23 protein-coding genes and 1 tRNA gene are annotated in these 23,553 nt (G+C 62.2%); 15 read left to right on the top strand and 9 right to left on the bottom strand.

Annotated features, from left to right (window positions below; genetic code table 11):
- Positions 1 to 4 precede the first annotated feature (4 nt).
- The 8 genes from ACQ4WL_RS15365 to ACQ4WL_RS15330 all read left to right on the top strand — a co-directional run bounded on the left by ACQ4WL_RS15365 (position 5) and on the right by ACQ4WL_RS15330 (position 7,507).
- Complete coding sequence (locus ACQ4WL_RS15365) at positions 5 to 820, top strand: ABC transporter ATP-binding protein (RefSeq protein ID WP_029496076.1); 816 nt, start codon at positions 5 to 7, stop codon at positions 818 to 820.
- 19 nt (positions 821 to 839) lie between these two features.
- Positions 840 to 1,736 (top strand): branched-chain amino acid ABC transporter permease, encoded by an 897-nt coding sequence (locus ACQ4WL_RS15360; protein ID WP_193316686.1) that lies wholly within the window; start codon positions 840 to 842, stop codon positions 1,734 to 1,736.
- Positions 1,737 to 1,826: 90 nt separating this feature from the next.
- On the top strand, positions 1,827 to 2,885 hold the full coding sequence (locus tag ACQ4WL_RS15355) for a branched-chain amino acid ABC transporter permease (protein WP_034752817.1): 1,059 nt from the start codon (positions 1,827 to 1,829) through the stop codon (positions 2,883 to 2,885).
- A gap of 65 nt (positions 2,886 to 2,950) precedes the next feature.
- Positions 2,951 to 4,270, top strand: a complete 1,320-nt coding sequence (locus ACQ4WL_RS15350) for an ABC transporter substrate-binding protein (RefSeq protein ID WP_436510523.1) — start codon at positions 2,951 to 2,953, stop codon at positions 4,268 to 4,270.
- A 126-nt stretch (positions 4,271 to 4,396) separates the two neighbouring features.
- Positions 4,397 to 5,233 carry an ABC transporter ATP-binding protein gene (locus ACQ4WL_RS15345; RefSeq protein WP_436510522.1) on the top strand — a complete coding sequence of 279 codons (837 nt, stop codon included), beginning with the start codon at positions 4,397 to 4,399 and terminating at the stop codon, positions 5,231 to 5,233.
- Positions 5,234 to 5,249: 16 nt separating this feature from the next.
- A complete protein-coding gene (locus ACQ4WL_RS15340) occupies positions 5,250 to 5,609 on the top strand; it encodes an MmcQ/YjbR family DNA-binding protein (RefSeq protein WP_436510521.1) in 360 nt (119 codons plus the stop codon).
- Complete coding sequence (locus ACQ4WL_RS15335) at positions 5,606 to 6,862, top strand: phenylacetate--CoA ligase family protein (RefSeq protein ID WP_436510520.1); 1,257 nt, start codon at positions 5,606 to 5,608, stop codon at positions 6,860 to 6,862. Before ACQ4WL_RS15340 ends, ACQ4WL_RS15335 begins: the two co-directional genes overlap by 4 nt.
- 63 nt (positions 6,863 to 6,925) lie before the next feature.
- Entirely contained in the window at positions 6,926 to 7,507 is a 582-nt protein-coding gene (locus ACQ4WL_RS15330; RefSeq protein WP_035823544.1) for a hypoxanthine-guanine phosphoribosyltransferase, read from the top strand.
- Between the two features lie 123 nt (positions 7,508 to 7,630).
- Here the strand turns inward: ACQ4WL_RS15330 and ACQ4WL_RS15325 are convergent, their stop codons facing one another.
- From ACQ4WL_RS15325 to ACQ4WL_RS15315, 3 genes are all read right to left on the bottom strand, one after another.
- On the bottom strand, positions 7,631 to 8,584 hold the full coding sequence (locus ACQ4WL_RS15325) for an NAD(P)H-dependent flavin oxidoreductase (RefSeq protein WP_436510519.1): 954 nt from the start codon (positions 8,582 to 8,584) through the stop codon (positions 7,631 to 7,633).
- A 99-nt stretch (positions 8,585 to 8,683) separates the two neighbouring features.
- Positions 8,684 to 9,607 (bottom strand): MBL fold metallo-hydrolase, encoded by a 924-nt coding sequence (locus ACQ4WL_RS15320; protein WP_436510518.1) that lies wholly within the window; start codon positions 9,605 to 9,607, stop codon positions 8,684 to 8,686.
- 8 nt (positions 9,608 to 9,615) lie between these two features.
- Positions 9,616 to 9,765, bottom strand: coding sequence for a DUF1289 domain-containing protein (locus ACQ4WL_RS15315; protein WP_436510517.1), 150 nt, complete (start codon positions 9,763 to 9,765; stop codon positions 9,616 to 9,618).
- Between the two features lie 363 nt (positions 9,766 to 10,128).
- Here ACQ4WL_RS15315 and ACQ4WL_RS15310 point away from each other — a divergent pair, with 363 nt between their 5' ends.
- Together ACQ4WL_RS15310 and ACQ4WL_RS15305 are read left to right on the top strand one after the other, a co-directional pair.
- Entirely contained in the window at positions 10,129 to 10,542 is a 414-nt protein-coding gene (locus ACQ4WL_RS15310) for a CopG family transcriptional regulator (protein WP_034783786.1), read from the top strand.
- A gap of 54 nt (positions 10,543 to 10,596) precedes the next feature.
- Positions 10,597 to 11,874, top strand: coding sequence for an extracellular catalytic domain type 1 short-chain-length polyhydroxyalkanoate depolymerase (locus ACQ4WL_RS15305; RefSeq protein WP_436510516.1), 1,278 nt, complete (start codon positions 10,597 to 10,599; stop codon positions 11,872 to 11,874).
- Here ACQ4WL_RS15305 and ACQ4WL_RS15300 read toward each other — a convergent pair.
- The 3 genes from ACQ4WL_RS15300 to ACQ4WL_RS15290 form a co-directional block, all read right to left on the bottom strand.
- Complete coding sequence (locus ACQ4WL_RS15300) at positions 11,867 to 13,018, bottom strand: response regulator (protein ID WP_436510515.1); 1,152 nt, start codon at positions 13,016 to 13,018, stop codon at positions 11,867 to 11,869. The two genes, ACQ4WL_RS15305 and ACQ4WL_RS15300, sit on opposite strands and share 8 nt — an antisense overlap.
- A gap of 31 nt (positions 13,019 to 13,049) precedes the next feature.
- The gene (locus ACQ4WL_RS15295; protein WP_436510514.1) at positions 13,050 to 16,088 is read right to left on the bottom strand and encodes a response regulator; all 3,039 of its coding nucleotides are present in this window, start codon (positions 16,086 to 16,088) and stop codon (positions 13,050 to 13,052) included.
- 93 nt (positions 16,089 to 16,181) lie between these two features.
- Positions 16,182 to 16,385 carry a cysteine-rich CWC family protein gene (locus ACQ4WL_RS15290; RefSeq protein WP_436510513.1) on the bottom strand — a complete coding sequence of 68 codons (204 nt, stop codon included), beginning with the start codon at positions 16,383 to 16,385 and terminating at the stop codon, positions 16,182 to 16,184.
- A 231-nt stretch (positions 16,386 to 16,616) separates the two neighbouring features.
- Here ACQ4WL_RS15290 and argB point away from each other — a divergent pair, with 231 nt between their 5' ends.
- Positions 16,617 to 17,510, top strand: a complete 894-nt coding sequence (gene argB, locus ACQ4WL_RS15285) for an acetylglutamate kinase (RefSeq protein WP_152251658.1) — start codon at positions 16,617 to 16,619, stop codon at positions 17,508 to 17,510.
- A gap of 40 nt (positions 17,511 to 17,550) precedes the next feature.
- Positions 17,551 to 17,625: transfer RNA gene (locus tag ACQ4WL_RS15280), tRNA-Thr, on the top strand.
- Between the two features lie 157 nt (positions 17,626 to 17,782).
- On the opposite strand, the gene ACQ4WL_RS15275 is transcribed toward ACQ4WL_RS15280, so the two are convergent.
- Positions 17,783 to 18,652: a TraB/GumN family protein gene (locus ACQ4WL_RS15275; protein WP_436510512.1), complete on the bottom strand. Its 870-nt coding sequence runs from the start codon at positions 18,650 to 18,652 to the stop codon at positions 17,783 to 17,785.
- Between the two features lie 90 nt (positions 18,653 to 18,742).
- Here ACQ4WL_RS15275 and ACQ4WL_RS15270 point away from each other — a divergent pair, with 90 nt between their 5' ends.
- The 3 genes from ACQ4WL_RS15270 (at position 18,743) to pabB (ending at position 22,015) form a co-directional block, all read left to right on the top strand.
- Positions 18,743 to 19,477: a pyrimidine 5'-nucleotidase gene (locus ACQ4WL_RS15270; RefSeq protein ID WP_436510511.1), complete on the top strand. Its 735-nt coding sequence runs from the start codon at positions 18,743 to 18,745 to the stop codon at positions 19,475 to 19,477.
- A gap of 102 nt (positions 19,478 to 19,579) precedes the next feature.
- Positions 19,580 to 20,155 (top strand): nucleoid occlusion factor SlmA, encoded by a 576-nt coding sequence (gene slmA, locus ACQ4WL_RS15265; RefSeq protein WP_086144344.1) that lies wholly within the window; start codon positions 19,580 to 19,582, stop codon positions 20,153 to 20,155.
- A 21-nt stretch (positions 20,156 to 20,176) separates the two neighbouring features.
- Complete coding sequence (gene pabB / locus ACQ4WL_RS15260; protein WP_436510510.1) at positions 20,177 to 22,015, top strand: aminodeoxychorismate synthase component I; 1,839 nt, start codon at positions 20,177 to 20,179, stop codon at positions 22,013 to 22,015.
- 99 nt (positions 22,016 to 22,114) lie between these two features.
- Here pabB and ACQ4WL_RS15255 read toward each other — a convergent pair whose 3' ends face one another.
- Together ACQ4WL_RS15255 and ACQ4WL_RS15250 are read right to left on the bottom strand one after the other, a co-directional pair.
- Complete coding sequence (locus ACQ4WL_RS15255; protein WP_436510509.1) at positions 22,115 to 22,474, bottom strand: DUF1428 domain-containing protein; 360 nt, start codon at positions 22,472 to 22,474, stop codon at positions 22,115 to 22,117.
- A gap of 82 nt (positions 22,475 to 22,556) precedes the next feature.
- A complete protein-coding gene (locus tag ACQ4WL_RS15250; protein WP_436510508.1) occupies positions 22,557 to 23,525 on the bottom strand; it encodes an IS1595 family transposase in 969 nt (322 codons plus the stop codon).
- Positions 23,526 to 23,553 lie beyond the last annotated feature (28 nt).

Here is a 23,553-nt window from a genome sequence, read left to right as displayed (position 1 = left end):
CACGATGCAAATGAACGAACCCGACGCCCATTTCGGCACGGCCCGCAAGACGGGGCCCGTGATCCTCGACCTGAAGAACATCTCGCTGTCGTTCGGCGGCGTGAAAGCGCTGACCGACATCTCGTTCGACGTCAAACAGCATGAAATCCGCGCCATCATCGGCCCGAACGGCGCCGGCAAGAGCTCGATGCTGAACGTGATCAATGGCGTGTACCGCCCGCAGCAGGGCGAAATCATCTACCGGGGCGAACACCGGCGCGGCATGGATTGCTACGCGGCCGCCAAGTCCGGCATCGCGCGCACCTTCCAGAACATCGCCCTTTTTAAAGGCATGACGGTGCTCGATAACATCATGACGGGACGTAACCTGAAGATGAAGTCGAATTTTCTCTTGCAAGCCCTGTACTGGGGACCGGCGCGGCGCGAGGAAATTGAGCACCGCAAGAAGGCCGAGGAAATCATCGACTTCCTGGAAATCCAGGCCATCCGCAAGACACCCGTGGGGCGCCTGCCCTACGGCTTGCAAAAACGCGTGGAACTGGGTCGCGCGCTGGTGGCCGAACCGGAAATTTTGCTGCTGGACGAACCGATGGCCGGCATGAACGTGGAAGAAAAGCAGGACATGTGCCGCTTCATCCTCGACGTCAACGACCAGCTGGGCACGACGATCGTGCTGATCGAGCACGACATGGGCGTGGTGATGGATATCTCCGACCGCGTGGTGGTACTCGACTACGGCAAGAAGATCGGCGACGGCACGCCCGACGAGGTGCGCAGCAACCAGGATGTCATCAACGCCTATCTCGGCGTGGCGCACTAGACGAGGAATAACAATGAATATCAATTTTTTCTTTGAAGTGCTGATCGGCGGCCTGCTGTCAGGCGTCATGTACGCGCTGGTGGCGATCGGTTTCGTGCTGATCTACAAGGCCTCGGGCGTGTTCAATTTTGCGCAGGGAGCGATGGTGTTTTTCGCCGCCCTCACCTGCGTCGGCATCATGGACAAGTTCGGCCTGTCGCTGTGGCTGGCCATCCCGCTGACGATGCTCACCATGATAGCTCTGGGCATGGCGATTGAAAGGGTGGTCTTGCGCCCCCTCGTCAACCAGCCGGAAATCACGCTGTTCATGGCCACCATCGGCCTGACCTTTTTCATCGAAGGCCTGGCGCAGCTGATGTGGGGCTCGCAAGTGCACAAGCTGGACCTGCCCATCGAAGACGTACCGATGCCCTTCCTGATGGAGCATTTCAATATCATCATCTCGCAGTTCGACGTGGTGGCTGCCGGCATCTGCGCGCTGCTGGTGATCTGCCTGGCCCTGCTGTTTTCGAAAACCAAGGTGGGCCGCGCCCTGCGCGCCGTCGCCGACGACCACCAGGCGGCGCTGGCGGTGGGCATCCCGCTGCAGCGCATCTGGGCCGTGGTGTGGGGTGTGGCGGGCCTGGTGGCCATGGTGGCCGGCTTGCTGTGGGGCGCGCGCAACGGCGTGCAGTTCGCCCTCACCTTCATCGCCTTGAAAGCGCTGCCGGTGCTGATCCTCGGCGGCTTTACGTCGGTGCCGGGCGCCATCGTCGGTGGCCTGATCATCGGTGCCTCGGAAAAGCTGGCCGAAGTCTACCTCGGTCCCATGGTGGGCGGCGGCATCGAAGGCTGGTTCCCTTACGTGCTGGCCCTGCTGTTCCTGCTGGTGCGCCCGGAAGGCCTGTTCGGCGAGAAGATCATCCGGCGTATTTGATCCATTACAGGTCGGATTAGCATCGTAGGTCGGGTTAGGCCGCAGGCCGTAACCCGACAACAGCCAACACAGTCATCAAAGGATATACCCATGATTTACCGTGAAGCAGGACAATTCAAGACCAGCTACCAGGCTGACAACCAGATTTTCCCGATCAGGCAAGACCGCCTGGCGCTGACGGCCACGCTCCTTGTCGCCGTCTTCCTGCTGCCGTATTTTGCCTCGCCCTACATGCTGTCGGCGATCCTGATTCCCTTCCTGATCTTCGCGCTGGCGGCGCTGGGCCTGAACATCCTCACCGGTTACGCGGGCCAGCTGTCGCTGGGCACGGCCGCCTTCATGGCCGTGGGCGCCTTTGCCTCGTATAACTTCATGGCCCGACTGCCAGGCTTGCCGCTGCTGGTGTCGTTCATCCTCGGTGGCCTGTGTGCGGCCATGGTGGGCATCGCCTTCGGCCTGCCCTCCCTACGCATCCGCGGCTTTTACCTGGCCGCCTCCACCCTGGCGACGCAGTTTTTTGTCGTCTGGTGCCTGACCAAGATCCCGTACCTGACCAACTACAGCTCCTCGGGCGTCATCACGGTGCAGAAAATGACCATCCTCGGCTACCAGTTCGATACGCCGCAAAGCAAATACCTGCTGGTGCTGGCGATTGTCGCCGGCATGGCGCTGCTGGCCAAGAACATGATCCGCTCGAACGTGGGCCGCTCGTGGATGGCCGTGCGCGACATGGACATGGCGGCCGAAGTGATCGGTTTCAGACTGATGCGCACCAAGCTGCTGGCCTTCGCCGTCAGCTCGTTCTACTGCGGCGTGGCCGGCGCCCTGTATGCGTATGCCTACCTGGGCACGGTGGAGCCGGAAGCGTACAACCTGGACCTGTCCTTCCGCATCCTCTTCATGATCATCATCGGCGGCGTCGGCTCCATTCTCGGCTCCTTCCTGGGCGCGGCCTTCATCGTGCTGCTGCCCGTGTTCCTGAACACCATCGCGCACGGCCTGGCATTGCCGACCAGCGTGGCCTCGAACCTGGAACTGATGGTGTTCGGCGCGCTGATCATTTTCTTCCTGATCGTCGAACCACACGGCCTGGCCAGGCTGTGGCAGATCGCGAAGGAGAAACTGCGCCTGTGGCCTTTCCCGCACTAGGAATTTGTACCTTGCAGTCTGATGTCGGTTGACTTGAAATCAAATAAAACAAGAGGAGACACACAATGAAACACATCAAATCGCTCATGCTGGCCGCCGCCATCGCCAGTGCCGCACTCACCATGGCCGGCAGCGCCCAAGCGCAGGACAAGGAACAGTACATCGCCCTGCCGTCCTACCGCGTGGGTCCGTACGCGGCCGGCGGCTCCGGTTTCTACGGCGGCGCCATCGACTACTTCAACCTGGTCAACCAGGCCGGCGGCGTCAATGGCGTCAAGATCAGCTGGGAAGAATGCGAAACCGAATACAACCCGTCGCGCGGCGTCGAATGCTATGAACGCCTGAAAACCAAGCAGGGCGGCGCCACCCTGGTCGAAACCCTCTCCACCGGCGTCGCCTACGGCATTCTGGACCGCGTGGCACAGGACAAGATCCCCATGACGATGATCGGCTACGGCCGCTCGGATGCCGCCAACGGCAAGGTCTTCCCGTATGTGTATCCTCTGATCTCCAGCTACTGGAGCCAGGCCGCTGCCATGATCAAATACCTGGGCGACAAGGACGGCGGCATGGACAAGCTGAAAGGCAAAAAGATCGTCCATCTGTACCACGATTCGGCCTTCGGCAAGGAGCCGCTGCCCGTGCTCGAAGCGCTGTCGAAACAGTACGGCTTTGAACTGGTGAAAATTCCCGTCGCGCCGCCAGGCAGCGAGCAGCAATCGCAATGGCTGCAAATACGCCAGGCCAAGCCGGACCACGTGATCCTGTGGGGCTGGGGCGTGATGAACTCGGTCGCCATCAAGACGGCGCAGCGCAACGGCTTCCCGCGCGACAAAATGCTGGGCGTCTGGTGGGCCGGCTCCGAGGAAGACACGATTCCATCGGGCGACGCGGCCAAGGGCTACACGGCGATGACGTTCAATACGCCGGGCAACTACCCCGTGCTCGACGACATCCGCAAGAAACTCTACGCGTCCGGCAAGGGCAACCTGTCCGACCAGTCGCGCGTCGGCTCCGTCTACCACATGCGCGGCGTGACAGCCGGCATCCTGTGGGTGGAAGCGATCCGCGTGGCGCAGGAAAAATTCGGCAAGGGCAAGCCTGTCACGGGCGAGCAAATGCGCTGGGGCCTGGAAAATCTGAACGTCGACGATGCGCGCCAGAAGGCCATCGGCGCACTGGGCATGTTCCCCACCGTGAAGACCAGCTGCGACGACCATGAAGGTTCGGGCGCCGTGAAGGTGCAGCAGTGGGATGGCAAGAAGTGGATCGCCATCACGCCGAAATGGATCGTCGGCGACAAGGCCCTGGTGCGTAAACTCGTCGAGGAATCGTCTGGCAAGTACGCCGAAGAGAAAAAGATCACGCCGGCGTGCATGAAGTAAGCGGCTCTCAAAGTGGTGTCGGATTACGCGCGTTGCGCTAATCCGACCTACCTCGATACGACGTAGGTCGGATTAGCCGAAGGCGTAATCCGACAAGCACCAACATCACATGAAAACGAAGCAGCCATGACACCCACTGCCACGCAAACACCAGACACCCCACCGCCCTACCTGTCGGTGAACAATATCGAAGTCATCTACGACCACGTGATCCTGGTCCTGAAGGGCGTGTCGCTGCAAGTGCCGCAAGGCAAGATCGTGGCGCTATTGGGCGCCAACGGCGCCGGCAAGTCGACCACCCTGAAAACCATCTCGACCCTGCTGCGCGGCGAACGCGGCGACGTCACCAAGGGCGAAGTCCAGTTCAAGGGCGAGCGCGTGGATCAATTGACGCCGAATGAGCTGGTGAAGCGGGGCCTGTCGCAAGTGATGGAAGGGCGCCACTGTTTCGGCCACCTCACCATCGAGGAAAACCTCTTGACGGGCGCCTACACGCGCAGCCTGTCGCGCAGCGAACTGAAAGACGCGCTGGAGAAGGTGTATCACTATTTCCCGCGCCTGAAAACGCGGCGCAGCAGCCAGGCCGGCTACACCTCGGGCGGCGAACAGCAGATGTGCGCCATCGGCCGCGCGCTGATGGCCAAGCCGTCGATGATTTTACTGGACGAACCCTCGATGGGCATCGCGCCGCAGATCGTCGAAGAGATCTTCGGCATCGTCAAGGACCTGAACCACAAGGAAAACGTGTCTTTCCTGCTGGCCGAACAGAACACCAACGTGGCGCTGCGCTACGCCGACTTCGGCTACATCCTGGAAAACGGACGCGTCGTGATGGAAGGGCAAGCGCAGGAACTGGCCAGCAACGAAGACGTCAAAGAGTTTTATCTGGGCGTGTCCAGCGCCGGGCGCAAGAGCTTCCGCGACATGAAGTTCTACCGCCGCCGCAAGCGCTGGCTGGCCTGACACAGGAGCTGCCGTCATGGACCTGGAACGGGTGAAGCAGGTGTGCCGTGCCTTTCCCGGCGCGACAGAAGACATCAAATGGACGAATGTGCTGGCGTTTTGCGTCGGTGGCAAGCTGTTCGCCCTGTGCGGCGCGGAAGCACACAGCCCGCGCGGCATCAGCTTCAAGGTCGATGCCGGGCGCTTCCTGGAATTGACGGACCGTCCGGGTTTTCGCCCGGCGCCCTACCTGGCGCGGGCCAAATGGGTGCTGGTCGCCAGCCCCGACGCGCTCGACGACGACGAAATGGCCGCCCTGCTGCAGCGCTCATACAGCCTGATTGTTGCGGGGCTGACGAAAAAAATGCAACGTGACATTGGAGAATCAGCAACATGACCGATACGCTCGACAGTCTGGAAGCACGCGCCCCCGAAGCGCGCGAACGCGAATTGATGGCCGGCCTGCCGCAGCTGATCGCGCGCGCGCAAAAGGCACCGGGCTGGGCCCACATCCTCGATGGCGTCAACGCGACCGACATCACCAGCCGCGCCGCGCTGGCGCAGCTGCCCGTGACGCGCAAGTCCGACCTCAAGCAATTGCAGCACGCGCAACTGCCGTTCGGCGGCTTGAACACCACGCCGAAAAACGCCCTGTCGCGCGTATTCGTCTCGCCCGGTCCCATCTTCGATCCGGAAGGCCGCGGCCCCGACTGGTGGCGCTTCGCGCGGCCCATGTATGCGGCCGGCGTGCGCGCCGGTGGCTTGCTGCAGAACTGCTTTTCGTATCACTTCACGCCGGCCGCCTTCATGGTCGAAGGGGGCGCCGCACGCATCGGCTGCACCGTCATCCCGGCCGGCATCGGGCAGACGGAAATGCAGGTGCAGGCCATGGTGGATCTGAAGCCGGACACGTATATCGGCACGCCGTCATTTTTAAAACTGATCATCGAGAAGGCGCGCGAAATGGGCGCCGACATCAGCAGCGTCACAAAGGCCGTGATGGGCGCGGAAGCATTGCCCGAATCCCTGCGCACCTGGTTTGCCGAGAACGGCGTGCCGCACGTGTTCCAGACCTATGCCTCGGCCGATATCGGCAGCATCGCCTATGAAACGGCCAGCAATGGCAAGCTCAATCCGGGCATGGTCGTCGATGAAAACGTGCTGCTCGAAATCGTCCACCCGGGCAGCGGGATTCCCGTCGCACCGGGCGAGGTGGGAGAAGTCGTCGTCACCGTCTTCAATGCCGACTACCCGCTGATTCGCTTCGCCACGGGAGATTTATCGGCCGTGCTGATGGACGCGCCGGATTCGCCGTGCGGGCGCACGAATACGCGCATCCGCGGCTGGATGGGACGCGCCGACCAGACCACCAAGGTGCGCGCCATGTTCGTGCATCCGTCGCAGGTGCATGACATCGCGCGCCGCCATCCGCAAATCAAAAAGGCACGGCTGGTAGTATCGGGACGCATGGCCAACGACGAGATGGCTTTGCATTGCGAAGTCGACGATCCGCTTGACGCCAGCGGCGTGGAAGCCATCATCGGCTCGATCCGCGAACTGACCAAGCTGCGCGGCGACGTGGTGCTGGTGGCCGTGGGCAGCCTGGCGCAGGACGGCAAGGTCATCGACGACATGCGCGATTACAAATAAGGCCGATTTGCGGGATAATACCCGCATTGACCATCAGCCCCATTCATCGCCATGCAAGAGTCCATGCAAGAATTTCATCACAACCGTGCCCGTGACCTGATCAAGAACGCGGAACTGCTGTTCGACCAAGATACCGTGCAGGCGTCGATCACGCGCATGGCCGATGTGCTCAACACACGCTTCAACGCCGAGGACTCGAAAGAGTTCCCGCTGGTGCTGGGCGTGATGGGCGGCGCCGTCGTATTTACGGGCAACCTGCTGCCGCAACTGAGCTTCCCGCTCGAATTCGACTACATCCATGTGAGCCGCTACGGCGACGACGACAAGGGTGGCGAAGTGGTGTGGAAAGTCATCCCCCGCTCGAACGTGGCGGGCCGCACCGTCATCGTGCTCGACGATATTCTCGACGAGGGCGAAACCCTGGCGCACGTCAAGCAGCGTTTGCTGGACATGGGCGCCTCGGAAGTGATCCTGGCCGTGTTTGCCGACAAGGCCATCGGCAAGAAAAAGCCCGTGCAAGCGGACATCGTCGGCCTGGTGATCCCGAACCGCTTCGTCGTCGGCTTCGGCATGGATGCGTACGGCTACTGGCGCAACCTGCCGGGGCTGTGGGCCATCAAACCCGAGGATTTGAAGCAGGAGTGACTGGGGTAATTGCGGTGGTTGTCGGATTACGCTGCGCTAATCCGACAACCAGTGCCCGGTGTCGTAGGTCGGATTAGCGGCGGCACGCCGCGTAATCCGTCACCACCATCATCGCAACAACGATTACAGCTTCAACCGCGCGCGCGCCGCATCGTATTCGGCCTTCAGGCGCGCCACCATCTCTTCCACGCTTGGCACATCATCCATCAAGCCCACGCCCTGGCCCGCGCCCCAGATGTCGCGCCAGGCCTTGGCGCTGCCGGAGCCAAAATTCATCGAACTCTTGTCCGCTTCGGGCAAGGCTTCCGGATCGAGTCCGGCCGCGACGATCGATTTTTTCAGGTAATTCCCGTGCACGCCCGTAAACAGGTTGGTGTAGACGATGTCCGATGCAGCAGACTCGACAATGGCGTCGCGGTAACTGTCGCTGACGTTCGATTCCTTGGTCGCCAGCCAGCGCGAGCCGATGTAGGCAAAGTCGGCGCCCATGGCTTGCGCGGCCAGCACGGCGTCGCCCGTGGCGATGGAGCCGGACAGCGCCAGCGGACCGTCAAAGAATTTGCGCACTTCGCCCACCAGCGCGAACGGCGACAGGGTGCCCGCATGGCCGCCAGCGCCGCTGGCCACCAAAATCAGGCCGTCTACACCCGCTTCCAGCGCCTTTTTCGCGTGACGGATCGAGATCACGTCATGCAGCACGATGCCGCCATAGCTGTGGATGGCGTCGAGCATTTCCTTGGGCGGCGCGCGCAGCGAGGAAATGATGATGGGGATCCGGTGTTTCACGCACACTTCCACGTCATGCGCCAGACGGTCGTTCGACTGGTGCACGATCTGGTTGACGGCGATCGGTCCCACTTTTTTATCGGGATTGGCGGCCTGGAAGGCGGCCAGTTCGGCCTGCAAGTCCGTCAGCCACGTGTCGAGCAATTCGGCGGGACGCGCGTTCAGGGCCGGGAAGGAACCGACAATGCCGGCCTTGCACTGCGCCGCGACGAGGGCCGGGCCGCTGGCGATGAACATCGGCGAGGCGATAACGGGTAAGGAGAGGTTTTGCAACGCAACAGGCAATGCCATGGCGGACTCGCTGGAAAGTTGATCGGACGTGAAGACACACTGAACGCTGATTATAGTGCAGAAAAAGTACGATCGTGCTGAATTTATCGCCTATCCGTTTCAGCCCTCGTTGAGCAAGTACTCACCCTCGACTCGTGCCGCCGCAGCCCTCACCAGTTGCGACACGGCCCACTCGGCCAGCGCGACTGCCTCCTGGCGCAGGAAGCGCCGGTTGGCCTCTTCGAAGATGGGCATGCCGCGCAGCAAGGCCGGTATTGCGGCGAGGGCGATGCGCTGACGCTCCAGCAGCAAAAATTTCAGCAGCACCTTGACCGCATTCTGCGCATTGCGCACGGGGTCGGACGACAGGTAGTCGAGACGCGAATAGGCGCGCTGCAGGGCGCCGGCAGCGTCCTGGAACGGCCGCCCGTGGCCGGGAATCACCACGCGCACGGCCAGGCTGGCGATCAGATCCAGCGTGGCGCGCGCTTCCAGAAAACCGGAGCCGCCATCGAGTTCGGGGAAGATCACGCCAAAGCCGTTTTCCCACAGGGCGTCGGCGGAAATGAGGATGCCCTCGTCGGCACTGTAAAAAATCAGCGAGTGCGGGTCGTGGCCCGGTGCGCCCAGCGCTTGCCAGCGCATATCGGCCAACGTCAACGTGTCGCCGGGCGAGACGGTGGCGTCAAAGCCGAAGCGCGGGCATTGCTGGCCCGTGGCCTGGAAGCTGAGGGCATCGACATCCCATACTCGCACCTTGTCCGCTTCCGAGACGGGAATAGCCGTCTGGCAGCCATACTCGGCTTGCAACAGCGCGTTGCCGCCGCAATGGTCGGAGTGCAGATGGGTGTTGAACAACCGCTCCAGCGGTCGCCCTTGCAAGCTATGGCGCAGCAAGGCCAGGGTTTGCGGCGCATGCGTGACATAGCCGCTGTCGATCAGGGCCGTGTCGTCCTTGCCCTTGAACAGAATGTTGTTCGACGACAGCCAGCCGCGTTCGAACACCTGCATGGCATCGGGGAACAGCGCTGGCGATCGCGGCATGGGCTTCCTCAGAAATCGGGCTCGAAATCGAGCAAAGATTCGCGGCCTGGCAATTCGGCCCATACGGCGCGCTTGAAGTCGTCATCGGCCTTGCTCCAGGCGATGATCTCGTCGAGCGTGCGCAAACAGCCTTCGCACAAGCCACTGTTGCGGTTCATCTTGCACAGGCTGACACAGGGCGACGGCACCGGTGACGGCAAGGGGAGCGGAACGGCTGGCGGAGGTGGGGGAGCGACCATCATGGAGCGGCATCGGTGACTGTACAGGCTTGCATTATGCCGCGAAACCGGGCTGGCGAGGCGATGCCACTGGTATGCAATGTTTCTATCACTATATTTTTCAGCGTGAAACATGATTAGAAAGCCATCTGTTGCGCATTTATTTTATGCCTTGTTTTCACTCTAGGAGGACCTGTCCTACACCCAGACCAGGCCAGATCCTGCTTGACTTGAACTATTTCAGAACTATACTACCATCCATACAGATGGCAATTGGATGCCACGTGGAGTTTTTGGAGATATATGGCCAAGCAAGACAGCAAGCCCAAAATTGGGGAATCCGAAAAAATCACGATCAACCTCGGCTTGATCGACCTGGGGCAGATCGATTTGCTGGTCCAGGAGGGATTTTATTCCAACCGTACGGATCTGATCCGTACGGCCATACGCAACCAGCTGGGTATCCACGCCGACGTGGTGAAACAAACCGTCGCCCGTAAAAGCCTGGTATTGGGCATGCAGCATTATTCGCGCGCCGACCTGGAAGCGATCCAGGCAGCCGGCCAGCGCCTGCAGATCCAGGTGCTGGGACTGGCCAGCATCGCCAGCGACGTCTCCGTGGAACTGGCACTGGCCACCATCGAGTCGATTTTCGTATTAGGTGCCCTGCACGCCAGCACCGTCGTCAAGACGGCGCTCGCAGGGCGAATTCACTAGCGCATTGGTTTGCGGCGATAACCCGGCCGATGCGCGGCACCGTTAAGGATGGTCATGAAACTACCTCTCAACATGTTGGCGCACATGCGCGCCGCAACCCGCAATCTGATGGGCCAAGGTCCTGCCGCCGCCACCGAGGCGATCCAGCAGGCGCTGTCTGCGGCCGGCCTGACGCCGCCGGCGGCAGCCACGCAAGCGCCGCCACCGCAGCCGATGCGCGATATTAATCCGCCACCGGCGCCACCGCCTGCGCCACCGCCTGCGCAGGCCCGGGCCGAGGCGCCGCAAGCTGACGCGGTGCCGCCCACGCCCACGCCCGCGCAGGCGGCGCAGGAATTTGCGCAGGATTTCATGGCGCGCCTGGGCGTGCCCGCCGGCCTGGGACAGCACAGCTTCGACATGCCCAGCTTCGAGATGCCGAATTTTCATCCGCCAGGTTTCAATGCGCCGGCCGCCGCGCCGGCGCAGATGCCCGCTGGCGCGCAGTTCATCGACGGCGTGTACCGCAACCATGCGGGCACGCGCTCCTACAAACTGTATATCCCCAGCAGCTATCACGGCCAGGCCATGCCGCTGATCGTGATGCTGCACGGCTGCACGCAAAATCCCGACGATTTCGCGGCCGGCACGCAGATGAATGTGCTGGCCGAGGAAAAGGAATGTTTTGTCGTCTATCCGGCACAAACGCAGGGTGCCAACAGTTCGCGCTGCTGGAACTGGTTCAATGCCATCGACCAGCAGCGCGACCAGGGCGAACCGTCGCTGATCGCCGGCATCGCGCGGCAAGTCATCGACGACTACCCGGTGAATGAACGCGAAGTGTTCGTCGCCGGCCTGTCGGCGGGGGGCGCCATGGCCGTCATTGTCGGCACCTTGTACCCGGATTTGTTTGCCGCCGTCGGTGTGCATTCGGGCCTGCCGTTCGCCTCGGCGAAGGACTTGCCATCGGCGCTGGCAGCCATGAAGGGCGGCGCCATGCCCAATGCCCAGCGCCGGGCGCCGGCGGGCGGCGTGCCCATCATTGTTTTCCACGGCGACCGCGACACCACCGTCAACCCGCGCAATGGCGATGAACTGATCGCCCAGGGCGTGCGCAGCCAGGCGGGCGGGAACGCAGCCAAGGCGGCTTCCATCGACGGCAGCGTACCGAATGGCCACCGCTACACGCGCACCACGCACAGCCAGGCCGATGGCTCGCCGCTGGGCGAACACTGGGTCATCCACGGCGCAGGTCATGCCTGGTCCGGCGGCAGCGGCAGCGGCAGCTACACGGATGGCAAAGGGCCGGACGCCAGCCGAGAGATGCTGCGCTTTTTCAAGACCGTCAGCTGATGTTTTCGGTGAATGGCGCGATCTGCCGCTGCTTGTCGGCGATCTCGCACACGCCATCGGCATAGCGGTTGGAGATGGCGATGAACTGGTCCTGGATCTCCAGGAAGGCGTCGACGATCTCGGCGTCGAAGTGCGAACCGCGTCCCTCGACGATGATCTGCACGGCCTGCGCATGGTCCATGCCCTGCTTGTAGATGCGCCTGCTGATCAGGGCGTCATAGACGTCGGCCAGCGCCATCAGGCGCGCCGAAATCGGAATGTCTTCACCAGCCAGCCCTTGCGGGTAACCGCTGCCATCCCATTTTTCATGGTGGCTGTAGGCGATTTCCTTGGCGTACTTGAGGAAATCGACTTCGATGCCCAACTCGTGTTCGGCCGCCAGGATGGCGTCGCGCCCCAAGGTGGTATGCGTCTTCATGATGGCCATTTCGTGTGGTTCGAAACGCCCCGGCTTGAGCAGGATATGGTCGGGGATACCCACCTTGCCGATGTCATGCAGCGGGGCCGTCTTGAACAGCAGTTCGATATTCTTGTCCGTTAAGAAATCACGGAAACGCGGCATGCCGCGCACTTTCTCGGCCAGCGCTTTCAGGTAGTGCGAGGTGCGGCGGATATGGTTGCCCGTCTCGCTGTCGCGCGTCTCGGCCAGCGAAGCCATGGCGTGTATCGTGACGTCCTGCAGCGCCGCCACTTCCTGCACGCGGCGCTCCACTTCCGTTTCCAGGTAATGATTCTGGTCGCGCAAAAAATCCTGCATCTGCTTCATCGCCAACTGCGTCTTGATACGGGCCAGCACGATGGGCGCCGAAATCGGCTTGGTGATGTAGTCGACGGCGCCCAGGGCCAGGCCCAGCTGCTCGTCGGCCACTTCGCTCATGGCGGTCACAAAAATCACGGGTATGCCGGCCGTGGCGGGATCGGCCTTCAGCGCGCGGCACACATCGTAGCCGCTCATGCCCGGCATCATGATGTCGAGCAGGATCAGATCGGGCTGGTCGCCGCCGGCGGCGATTTTCAGGGCGCGCTCGCCATTGACGGCGATCTTGGTCCGGTAATCGTCTTCCAGCACTGCGCGCAACAGGTCGATATTGTCTGGCGTGTCGTCGACTACCAGGATGGTTGGCTTGCTTGCTGACGCTCTCATGCCCGTCCTTCGTTCTGCATAGTTATCCTTGTCACAGTGTCAGCTCCAGCGCATCGGCCACCTCGCCCAGCTGCGCCAGCGCACCTTCGAAATCGTATTGTCCCAGCATACGCTTCAACTGGCGCGCATGTTCCGCCTGCCCGGCCGCGACCAGCACGGGACCGATGCCGTCGAGATGCTTGACGGCCTGCGCGTCGTCCTGCTGCAGCAGTTGCGACAGTTCGCGCAAGCCCGCCTCCAGGTATGCCCGGTCCACCGGTGCCACCACGGCGTTCCCCGGCTCGGCCACGTTGCTGCGCGACTGCATGGCCAGCACGATCTTCGGCACCAGTTCATCGAGTGCCAGGGTGCAGGCGGCCAGCGCCTGCGGCAAGCCGTCATGCGATCCCAGGCTGAGCAAATGCTCGACCCGCGCCGCGCTGTCGGCCAGGCCGCCGGCGCCAATATTGCCGGCCAGGCCCTTCAGGGTATGCGCTTCGCGAATTGCCGTCTCGAGCTGGTTGTTCTCGATGGCGACGACGATGCGCTGCATGGCATCGAACTGGGTTTCCACAAAACGGTCCAGCAATTTTCGCATCAAAGTGGCATTGCCGCCCACGCGCCGCATCGCCTCCGCCATTTTCAGGCCGGCGATCACAGGCAGCTCCGCTTCCGGCAGCGCCACCAGCGCCGTCATTTCCTGCGGCGTGGCCGGCGCGATCCAGCGCGCCAGGGTACCGAACAGCTGCGCCACGTCGATCGGCTTGGCGATGAAATCGTTCATGCCGGCGTCCAGGCATTTTTCCTTGTCGCCGACCATGGCATTGGCCGTCATGGCGATCACGGGCAAATTCGAATAACGCGGATCCTGGCGCAGCTTGCGGGTGGCCTGGTAGCCATCCATCACAGGCATCTGGCAATCCATCAGCACGCCGTCATAAGCGTTTTCCTCGATCTTCGCCAGCGCGATGGCACCATTGCTCGCGATATCGACGCGGATGCCGGCGTCGTTCAGAATATGCTGCGCCACTTCCTGGTTCACTTCATTGTCCTCCACCAGCAGTAGCCAGGCACCGCGCAGGGCGCGTTCGTCGTCGCGGTAGCTGCTCTGGCGCTGCGTCTTGCGGCTCTGTCCCGTCACGCCGCCAAACACGAACGATATCTGGTCGAGCAGGGTCGAGGCGCTGACCGGCTTGTTCAATACGCCGTCGAGCGGCAAGTCCCGCTGGCGCGCCGCCTCCAGCAGCGCTTCGCGATGGAAGGCCGTGACCATGATGCAGGCCGGCGTCGCATCGATGCCGGCGGCGTCGGCGCGGATGCCGGCCAGGGTATCGAGACCGTTCATGCCCGGCATTTTCCAGTCCATCAGCACCAGGCCGTACGGGCGCCCCTCGGTGCGCGCCTGCGCCACGGCGCCGATGGCCAGCACGCCGCCAAACACGGCACGCGCCTCAAAACCCAGCGCCGTCAGCATGCTGACGAAGATTTCACGCGCGCTGGGGTTGTCGTCAACCACCAGCACGCGCAGGCCCTGGAACTGCTGTGGCACTGGCAGGCTGTCGCGCGGCACGGCGGCCAGGCCGAAGCGGGCCGTGAAGAAAAAGGTGCTGCCCACACCCGCTTCGCTGACCAGGTCAATCTCGCCTTCCATCATTTCCACCAGGCGCTTGCTGATGGTCAGCCCCAGGCCGGTGCCGCCATGGTGGCGCGTGGTCGACGTGTCGGCCTGGGTAAATGCCTGGAACAGTTTGCTGCGCTGGGGTGGCGTCAGGCCGATGCCCGTGTCGCGCACGTCCACGCGCAAGACGGCCGCGTGCTCCTCGAGCTGCTGCAGGCGGATGGTGACGACGATCTCGCCCTTGTCCGTGAATTTGATGGCATTGTTGGTCAGGTTGATCAGTACCTGGCCCAGGCGCAGCGGATCGCCCTGCAAGGCGTTCGGCACGTCGGGGCCGATGTCGAACAGCAGTTCGAGCCCCTTGTCCTGGGCCCGCATCACGGACAGGTCGGCGATCTGCGCCAGCACATCCTCGAGGAAAAAGTCGACTTTTTCAAAGGCCATCTTGCCCGCCTCGATCTTCGAGAAATCGAGGATGTCGTCGATGATGGCCAGCAGGTTCTTCGACGCCGACTCCACCTTCTCCAGGTAGTTGCGCTGAGTCGACGTGAGCTCGGTCTGCAGCGCCAGGTGGGTCATGCCGATGATGCCGTTCATCGGCGTGCGGATCTCGTGCGACATATTGGCCAGGAAGTCCGACTTCATCTTGGTCGCATCTTCGGCCACTTCAACGGCATGGCGCAGATCCTGCTCGACGGCCAGGTTGGTACTCATGTTTTTCAGCGCCTGCAGCAATTCGCCCGTTTCATCGCGCGACGTCACTTCGATGACGGAACTGAAGTCGCCTTTGGCCACGCGCGTGGCGATCGCCACCGCCTCGCCCAGCGGACGCGTGATCGAACGCGCCGACCAGGCAAAGGCCAGGCCGACCAACAGGGCTGCCAGCCCGATGCCACCCATCAACAGCAGCGACGTATCGATGTCGTTGCGTATCCTGGCCGCGCTGTCGCGTATCAGTTGCTGCTGCAAGTCATCGAGCTGGCCCACATACAGCAGCACTTTTTCCAGCACCGGCAAGGTCTGCGTCTGCATGGCCTGCTCCGCAGCAGCATCCTCGCCGCGCTCGACCAGTTCGAACATCGCCTTGAGCGAAACATAGTAGTCGGCGCGTGCAAGGTGCATCTGTTCCAGCAGACGCCGTTCTTCCGGCCGCGCATCGAGACCATCGAGGATGCGCACCTGCTCGTCGATGCTTTGCTTGATCGCTTCCAGGCGCACCTGATTCGCCTGGCGCCATGCCAACTCGCGCTGGTTCGGCAGGCTGCCTATGCGCGTGGCCGCCTCGCGCGCCAGCCCATGGATCTTGCTGGTGGCCTTGGCGGCGACCCAGTCGCGCCGCAGGATATCGTCGGTCTCGGCGCGGATGGCATAGATGCGGCTGCCCGCCAGGACAATGACGACCAGCATCAGCACGATCAAAATGGCATAACCGGCATTGATGCGCACGCCGATGCGGATATCCCTGAAGCGCATGACTTTCCTATCAGAAATTTTTGAAAATTGAAGTCTGAACGTATTACCCTACGGAATGCAAGGTTTATTGCAAAGCAATTTATACGGAAGCGCTTAATTGGCCGACGTGATGGCTTTTACAGGGCGTGTCAGGGTCGCGATATGCGTTTGCAGGCAGGCCGGGCACCAGCAGCCGATGGCGCGACCGCCGGGCACGGGTATGGCGGGCGGCATGGCCGTGCACCAGCATGGTCCGCTGGCCTGCGGGTCAGTCTGGCCACACTGGAAAGTGGCGCCGCAGAGAGTGCACTGGCTCATGGCTGTGTTTGAATTGGCAAGTGTGTGTCATGCTGCACCGGAGTGCGACGCAGATGTAACTGGCAGTAAAAGGGCTGGCTGGGGGACATATCGGACCAGACTATAGGATCATCAGGGAAAATACAACAAGATCGCCCTATAATGCCGCCAAGATTTTCTTCTTACCTGTAAAATCTCACCAATCTATTTTCCGGACTCGCCATGAATCAACTAGCTAACTTGAACCTGGACATGAATGACGACTTGACGGCGGTGTCGCCGCAAATCAAGGCGCAGATTCTGGCCGAGGCCCTTCCCTATATTCGCAATTTCCATGGCAAGACCATCGTCATCAAATACGGTGGCAATGCCATGACGGACGAACGCCTGAAGCACGGCTTCGCGCGCGACGTCATCCTGCTCAAGCTGGTTGGCATGAACCCGGTCGTGGTGCACGGCGGCGGACCGCAGATCGACAACGCGCTGAAAAAAATCGGCAAGCAAGGCACCTTCGTGCAAGGCATGCGCATCACCGATGAAGAAACCATGGAAGTGGTGGAGTGGGTGCTGGGCGGCGAAGTGCAGCAGGATATCGTCATGCTGATCAACCATTACGGCGGCCAGGCTGTCGGCCTGACGGGCAAGGATGGCGGCTTGATCCGCGCGCGCAAGATGCAGATGCCGGACCGCGAACATCCGGGCGAATTCCTCGACATCGGCTTTGTGGGCGAGATCGACGCGATCAACCCGGCCGTCGTCAAGGCGCTGCAGGACGATGCCTTCATTCCCATCATTTCGCCGATCGGTTTCGGCCAGGATGGCCAGGCCTACAACATCAACGCCGACGTGGTGGCGGGCAAAATCGCGGAAATCCTGAAAGCGGAAAAGCTGATCATGATGACCAACATCGCCGGCGTCCAGGACAAGCAGGGCAAGCTGGTGACCGACCTGTCTGCGCGTGAAATCGACGAGATGTTCGCCGATGGCACGATCTCGGGCGGCATGCTGCCAAAGATCTCGTCCGCGCTCGACGCCGCCAAGTCCGGCGTGAACACGGTGCACATCATCGATGGCCGCATCGAACACTCATTATTGCTGGAAGTGTTGACCGAGCAGGCTTTTGGTACTATGATCCGTTCGCACTAAAAAATAATTCGGCGCAATTCACCCAGCGCCGATTTTTTATGCCCTTGTAGCTCAGTGGTAGAGCACTCCCTTGGTAAGGGAGAGGCCACGTGTTCGATCCACGTCAAGGGCACCATCGATATATCCCCGTATCTGAAAAATGTCCATGGCTGCGTTGTCTCGCCTCGCCGTACATGCGTACTGTCTTCGGCTCGACGCCTTGCCCTGAACACTTTTCATCTACTCTGCCGCCGTTTGTTGCGCGGCTATGCCAGCGTTACCTCTTCTACAGTTCAATACACCCGCTCGACCTTCAAGCCCCTTTGACGCAACAAGTCCGGCACGCTTTTCGTTCCAACCAGGTGCAGCACGCCGATGGCAGCCAGGCTGGATTTTTCGCGCGCCAGCAGTTTGGCGATGCCGTCGGCCAGGGCCGGGTTGCGGCCATCTAACAACACCTTTTGCACGAACTGCGCGGCAAACGAGGGGTCTGTCGCCGCTTTGACGGCCAGCTTGTCGAAGGCGGCCGCATCGGCCGTGCGCCAGGCGTTGGCGATCTCGCGCGCTTCCTGGCTTTGTTCCTGATCTTCGATCGAGGCCACACCGTCTTCCAGGAAACGGCACTGGTCTACCGGCGACATCGCGCCAAACAGCGCCATCTGGCCTTCCATCGACTCGAGTTCCAGCACGGGGATCTTGCGCGCCCTGGCTTGCTGCGACAGATAATTGTCCACCGCCAGGTCGGAGCGGTAGCCCAGGGTGGAAAATTCGCCGATGGCCAGCATGCTGGCCAGCATCCACGGCTTCATCGGCGCCACCGATTCGGCTGGAATACCGTATTTTTGCAACAACGGCGCCAGGCGCGGCGCCAGGGTCTGGCGGCAGTCGGCAGGCACTGTGCTGTCCGGTGCCTCCATGCCGTATTTCAGCACGGCGCCCAGGGCGGCGCGCGGGTCGGCGCCCGGATCGATCTCCAGCGCCAGCGCCCCGGCGCCTTCCAATGCCTGCGTCACCGTTGGTTCGAGGGGATAAAAATCAGGGGCGCCGACATGGATGGTACCGAACAAATACAGGGTATGGCTGGCGTCCTGCACCTTGAACAGCGCGCCCCGGTTTTGCGCCACGGGCGGCGCTTCCGCAAAGGCTGTCTGCAACGGCAGCAAGAATAATCCGCAAAACATCACTATAATCTGGCGTCGCATGGTTTTCCTGATTGTTGAATTTTTCATCTTCTCTCGCTAGCAAAGACTCTTGTGCCTGTGTCCCATCTTAACCGCTCGTCGCCGGTCTGGCTGTTTGACCTCGACAACACGCTGCACAATGCCTCGCACGCCATCTTCCCCACCATCACGGCCAATATGAACACGTATATTGCCCGCGTATTGGGCGACGGTGTGACGCCGGCCGACGACGCGATCGTCAATGCGGCGCGCGCGGCCTACTGGCGCCGCTATGGCGCCACCTTGCTGGGCATGGTCAAGCACCATCAGGTGCAGGCCGCGCACTTCCTCCACGAGACGCACGCGTTCGACGATTTGCGCGCCATGATACGCGCCGAACGGGGGCTGGGGGCTTTGCTCAAACGCCTGCCTGGGCGTAAAATTTTACTCACCAACGCGCCGCTGCGCTATTCGAGCGACGTGATGCGCCACCTGGGCCTGCGCCAGCACTTTGCGCAGCATATCGCCATCGAGGCGATGCATGTGCACCGCCAGCTGCGGCCAAAGCCATCGACCCTGATGCTGCGCAAACTGATGCGCAAACACCAGATCCGCCCTGGCCGCTGCATCCTGGTGGAAGACACCCTGGCCAACCTGAAGGGTGCGAAAAAACTGGGCCTGCGCACGGCCTGGATCACGCAATACCTGAAAATGGCCGATCCGATCGGCGTGGCAAAGCTGCCCAGAGCGTTAAATCGCCCCGCTTACGTCGATGTCAAAGTAAAATCTGTCCGGCATTTGGCACGCCGCCTTCACCGTCTGCGCTGAAGGGGACTCCTGGACTTCCGGTTGACGCCGGAAGCCGCACCGCTAGCGGCGGTGACGGATATCCCCATCAAGGCAGCATTTTTTTTAACGACAAGAGAAAATATGGCAAGCACACCGCCGGGCCAACGCAGGCTACAAATTCTTCAGGCCCTCGCCGCAATGCTGGAGCAGCCGAAAGGCGAAAAGATCACCACTGCCGCACTGGCCGCCAGACTGGCCGTCTCGGAAGCGGCCCTGTACCGCCATTTCGCCAGCAAGGCGCAAATGTTCGAAGGACTGATCGAATTCATCGAGTCGAGCGTCTTCGGCCTGATCAACCAGATCGCGGAAAAGCACAGCGACGGCATGACGCAGACACGCGACATCGTCGGCATGCTGCTCAATTTCGCCATCAGCAATCCGGGCATGACGCGCGTGTTGATCGGCGACGCGCTGGTCAATGAGGACGAGCGCCTGCAAGTGCGCATGAACCAGTTCTACGACCGCGTGGAACTGGCGCTCAAGCAGGCCTTGCGCGTGGCCGCCGCCGAAGGCCATGGCAAGGAAAGCGAAGTGGCGGCGCGCGCCACCTTGATCGTCAGTTTCGTCATCGGGCGCTGGCACCGCTACGCCAAGAGCGGCTTCAAGATCAATCCCTCCCAGGAAGCGGCGCTGCAAATCGCCATGCTGCTGGGGTAAGTCACCACCGCGGCTGTCCCCATGCATTCCGACTGTTTCGCCCTGCTCGACGACGCCAGCACACCCGGCGCCGGTTCGCGCCTGTACACGGGCCTGGCAGCGGTTTTGCAGTGCACCGAGGGGAGCGCGTGGTCAGCCATGCTCGAAGGGCTGCAAGCGGCTTTAAAACGCGGCCAGCACGCCGTCAGCGTATGCAGCTACGAGCTGGGGGCGCATTTGCTGGCCATGCCGCCGCGCGCGGCGGGCATCAACGCGCCGCCGCTGGCGCAAGTGCTCGTCTTTGACCATTGCACGCAGCTGTCGCAGGACGACGTGGCGCAGTGGCTGGCCGAACGCGTCCATGCGGACGCTGGGCCGGTCGGCGTGGCCGATATACACGCGAATGTCGACCAGGCGCAATTTACGCAGGCACTGCACCGCATTCATGACTACATCGTGGCCGGCGACACCTATCAAGTCAACTACACCTATCGTTTGCGCTTCGACGCCTTTGGTTCGCCCCTGGCCCTGTATGCGCGGCTGCGTGCGCGCCAACCGGTGCCGTATGGCGCACTGGTGATGCTGCCAGATGGCGGCGCCCTGCTGTCGCTGTCGCCGGAGCTGTTCGTGCGCCATGCGCAAGGCGAGTTGACGGCGCGTCCCATGAAAGGCACGGCGCCGGCCGCCCCGCCCGAGCAAATGGAAGAAAACGTGCGCCGCGCCACCGCCCTGGCTAATGATCCGAAAAACCGCGCGGAAAACCTGATGATCGTCGACCTGCTGCGCAACGACATCGGCCGCATCGCCGCCACGGGATCCGTCAAGGTGCCGGCCCTGTTCCAGGTGACGCGCTACAGCAGCGTGCTGCAAATGACCTCCACCGTGCAAGCGCGCCTGCGCGGCGACGCCAGCCTGGCCGACATCTTCCAGGCCTTGTATCCGTGCGGTTCGATCACGGGGGCGCCCAAACGGCGCACCATGGAAATCATCAACGAACTGGAAGGGGCGCCGCGCGGCATCTACACGGGCGCCATCGGCTGGTTCGATCCACCAAACGTCGGCGCTGCCCACGCCGTGGGCGACTTCTGCATGTCCGTGCCGATCCGCACCCTGGCCCTGCAACCGGCTGCCCCTGGCGGCATCCGGCGCGGCGAAATGGGCGTGGGCGCCGGCATCGTGCTCGACAGCGATCCGCAAGAGGAATTTGCGGAGTGCCAGCTCAAGGCCCGCTTCCTGACGGGCCTGAGCAACGACTTCGAACTGTTCGAAACCCTGCACGCCAGCCGTGCCGATGGCTGCCGCCAGCAAGAACGCCACCTGGCGCGCCTGGCCGCTTCCTGCGCCTATTTCGGTTTTGCCTGGGATGCAGACGCTGCCCGCGCCGCGCTGCAGACGGCCTGCGCGGCGCGCTCCGACGATGCCCCCTTCCGCCTGCGCCTGGCGCTGTGCCAGGATGGCCAGTTCAGTGTGCAGAGCGGCACGCTGGCGCCCTTGCCAGCCACGGTCAACGTCATGCTGGCGCCCGACACCACCACAGCGGACGACCTGTTCCTGCGCCACAAGAGCAGCGTGCGCGCGCGCTACGATGCGGCCTGGCGCGCGGCCGAGGCGCAAGGCGGTTTCGACATGCTGTTCTTTAACGAACGGGGCGAGCTGACGGAAGGCGGGCGCAGCAATGTCTTCGTCCGGCTCGATGGCTGCTGGCACACGCCGCCCCTGTCCTGCGGCTTGCTGCCGGGCGTGCAGCGCGCGGCCATGCTGGCCGATCCCGCCTGGAATGCGCAGGAAACCATCATCACGCGTCCCATGCTGGCGCGGGCCGAAGCGATTGTCGTGTGCAATGCGCTGCGCGGGGCGATGCCGGCCAAGCTCATCCTGTAAACCGGTAGCACCTGAAACCGTTCAGGGCAAGGCGCATTGCCGAAGGCAGTGCGAACGCACGACGAGGCACTGCAACGCCGCCATGGACTGTTTCAGGGGTTACAGGTCGATGCGCATTTCGTAACCGCCGTATATCATCCGCTTGCCATCGAACGGCAGCTTGGCCGGGTCCATCATCTCGGCCAGGCGGGGGTCTTGCATGACCTTGTCGTTGATTTCATCGCGCTTGGCGCGCGATTCAAACACGATCCAGGAAAACACCACCACTTCACCATCCTGCAAGTCCACCGCCTGCGGGAACGAGGTCAGCTTGCCTGGCTTGACATCGTCGCCCACGCATTCGCGAAATTCCAGCGCGCCATATTCGCGCCAGACGGCGCCGCAGGCGCGCGACATGGCCAGATAGGTATCGAGCTTGGCTTTCGGCACGGGAACCACAAATCCATCGACATACGCCATGATGCTCTCCTTTATGAAGACAAACGCGAACAACCAGCTTAGGACAATGATGGCAAGACGACAAGCGCGGCATTAAAAAAAGCTATGTCACCGTCAGATGTGGGAACGCTCCCAGCGTTGCTTTCAATAACGTTTCTGGTGAACGGATGCGCCGGGCGTCGAGCATCCAGCGCCATCCCAGGTAGTTCGGCAGGTAGCGCGTCGCCACGCCGTGAAAGGGACGCAGCCATTGCCGCAAGCGGCTGTGATAGGCATTCACGTTCTGCACGTGAGCGGCGCCCTGCACACGAATGCCAGCGCGCAAGTTGACGGCCTGGTGGCTGATGCCCGCTTCCCTGGCAAACGCCCGATAGGCGGCATGGCCATCCGTTACCAGCAGAACATCCTTGTCGATGACGGGCAACAAATAACGGTGCAGCTGTGCCTTTGTCAACGCCCCTTTGCCCGTGACGAAATCGAGGGTCTGGCCTGTGCGGTCGCGCGCCACCAGGATGCAGACCTGTTCATTCGATATGCCGCGTTGGCGGGCACGTCCGCCCCGGCGGCGGGCCGGACGCGTCATCTGCCGGGATCCCTTTTCCGATTCCAGCACATATAGCTCATCGGCCTCGGCAATGCCATGCAGACCATGCGGCCGGTCCGTCTTGGCGAGCGTTAAAAAACGGTGGCGCCAGCGAAACGTAGTGTTACGGTGCAGTCCCAGTTGCTGAGCGGCCTGGCGCACCGACCTGGAATCAAGCAGGCACTCCGCATACGCGAGCCACAGCGCCTTGTGGCGCAAGCGTGCCAGCGGCGTGCCCGTCAAGGCATTGAAGGTGCGCCCGCACGGCACACAGCGGTAGCGCTGCAGGCCGTGCGCATGGCCATGCCGGTGCAGGTGAAGCGAGTGGCAGGCGGGACAGACCAAGCGCGGCTGCGCCACACTTTCCAGCAGCGCGACGGTGGCGTCGTGCGGCGCGTTGCCACGCAGCAAGGCCATTCCTGCCTGCCGCTGGCGTCGGTTCAATTGCGCAAACTGCGCAATAAAGCTGATCCATTCGGCTGGCTGCATGATCTGCTCCCTGCATCGTGAATATACA

The sequence above is a fragment of the Janthinobacterium kochi genome, assembly GCF_051380715.1.
GTDB lineage: Bacteria > Pseudomonadota > Gammaproteobacteria > Burkholderiales > Burkholderiaceae_D > Janthinobacterium.
This window is presented reverse-complemented; position numbering and strand designations above follow the sequence as displayed.

What these genes read in the sequence shown, in the direction of transcription:
- ACQ4WL_RS15365 (WP_029496076.1), top strand. Translation starts at nt 5, where the DNA reads ATGCAAATGAACGAACCCGACGCCCATTTCGGCACGGCCCGCAAGACG.
- ACQ4WL_RS15355 (WP_034752817.1), top strand. Translation starts at nt 1,827, where the DNA reads ATGATTTACCGTGAAGCAGGACAATTCAAGACCAGCTACCAGGCTGAC.
- ACQ4WL_RS15350 (WP_436510523.1), top strand. Translation starts at nt 2,951, where the DNA reads ATGAAACACATCAAATCGCTCATGCTGGCCGCCGCCATCGCCAGTGCC.
- ACQ4WL_RS15345 (WP_436510522.1), top strand. Translation starts at nt 4,397, where the DNA reads ATGACACCCACTGCCACGCAAACACCAGACACCCCACCGCCCTACCTG.
- ACQ4WL_RS15340 (WP_436510521.1), top strand. Translation starts at nt 5,250, where the DNA reads ATGGACCTGGAACGGGTGAAGCAGGTGTGCCGTGCCTTTCCCGGCGCG.
- ACQ4WL_RS15335 (WP_436510520.1), top strand. Translation starts at nt 5,606, where the DNA reads ATGACCGATACGCTCGACAGTCTGGAAGCACGCGCCCCCGAAGCGCGC.
- ACQ4WL_RS15330 (WP_035823544.1), top strand. Translation starts at nt 6,926, where the DNA reads ATGCAAGAATTTCATCACAACCGTGCCCGTGACCTGATCAAGAACGCG.
- ACQ4WL_RS15325 (WP_436510519.1), bottom strand. Translation starts at nt 8,584, where the DNA reads ATGGCATTGCCTGTTGCGTTGCAAAACCTCTCCTTACCCGTTATCGCC.
- ACQ4WL_RS15320 (WP_436510518.1), bottom strand. Translation starts at nt 9,607, where the DNA reads ATGCCGCGATCGCCAGCGCTGTTCCCCGATGCCATGCAGGTGTTCGAA.
- ACQ4WL_RS15315 (WP_436510517.1), bottom strand. Translation starts at nt 9,765, where the DNA reads ATGAACCGCAACAGTGGCTTGTGCGAAGGCTGTTTGCGCACGCTCGAC.
- ACQ4WL_RS15310 (WP_034783786.1), top strand. Translation starts at nt 10,129, where the DNA reads ATGGCCAAGCAAGACAGCAAGCCCAAAATTGGGGAATCCGAAAAAATC.
- ACQ4WL_RS15305 (WP_436510516.1), top strand. Translation starts at nt 10,597, where the DNA reads ATGAAACTACCTCTCAACATGTTGGCGCACATGCGCGCCGCAACCCGC.
- ACQ4WL_RS15300 (WP_436510515.1), bottom strand. Translation starts at nt 13,018, where the DNA reads ATGAGAGCGTCAGCAAGCAAGCCAACCATCCTGGTAGTCGACGACACG.
- ACQ4WL_RS15295 (WP_436510514.1), bottom strand. Translation starts at nt 16,088, where the DNA reads ATGCGCTTCAGGGATATCCGCATCGGCGTGCGCATCAATGCCGGTTAT.
- ACQ4WL_RS15290 (WP_436510513.1), bottom strand. Translation starts at nt 16,385, where the DNA reads ATGAGCCAGTGCACTCTCTGCGGCGCCACTTTCCAGTGTGGCCAGACT.
- argB (WP_152251658.1), top strand. Translation starts at nt 16,617, where the DNA reads ATGAATGACGACTTGACGGCGGTGTCGCCGCAAATCAAGGCGCAGATT.
- slmA (WP_086144344.1), top strand. Translation starts at nt 19,580, where the DNA reads ATGGCAAGCACACCGCCGGGCCAACGCAGGCTACAAATTCTTCAGGCC.
- pabB (WP_436510510.1), top strand. Translation starts at nt 20,177, where the DNA reads ATGCATTCCGACTGTTTCGCCCTGCTCGACGACGCCAGCACACCCGGC.
- ACQ4WL_RS15255 (WP_436510509.1), bottom strand. Translation starts at nt 22,474, where the DNA reads ATGGCGTATGTCGATGGATTTGTGGTTCCCGTGCCGAAAGCCAAGCTC.
- ACQ4WL_RS15250 (WP_436510508.1), bottom strand. Translation starts at nt 23,525, where the DNA reads ATGCAGCCAGCCGAATGGATCAGCTTTATTGCGCAGTTTGCGCAATTG.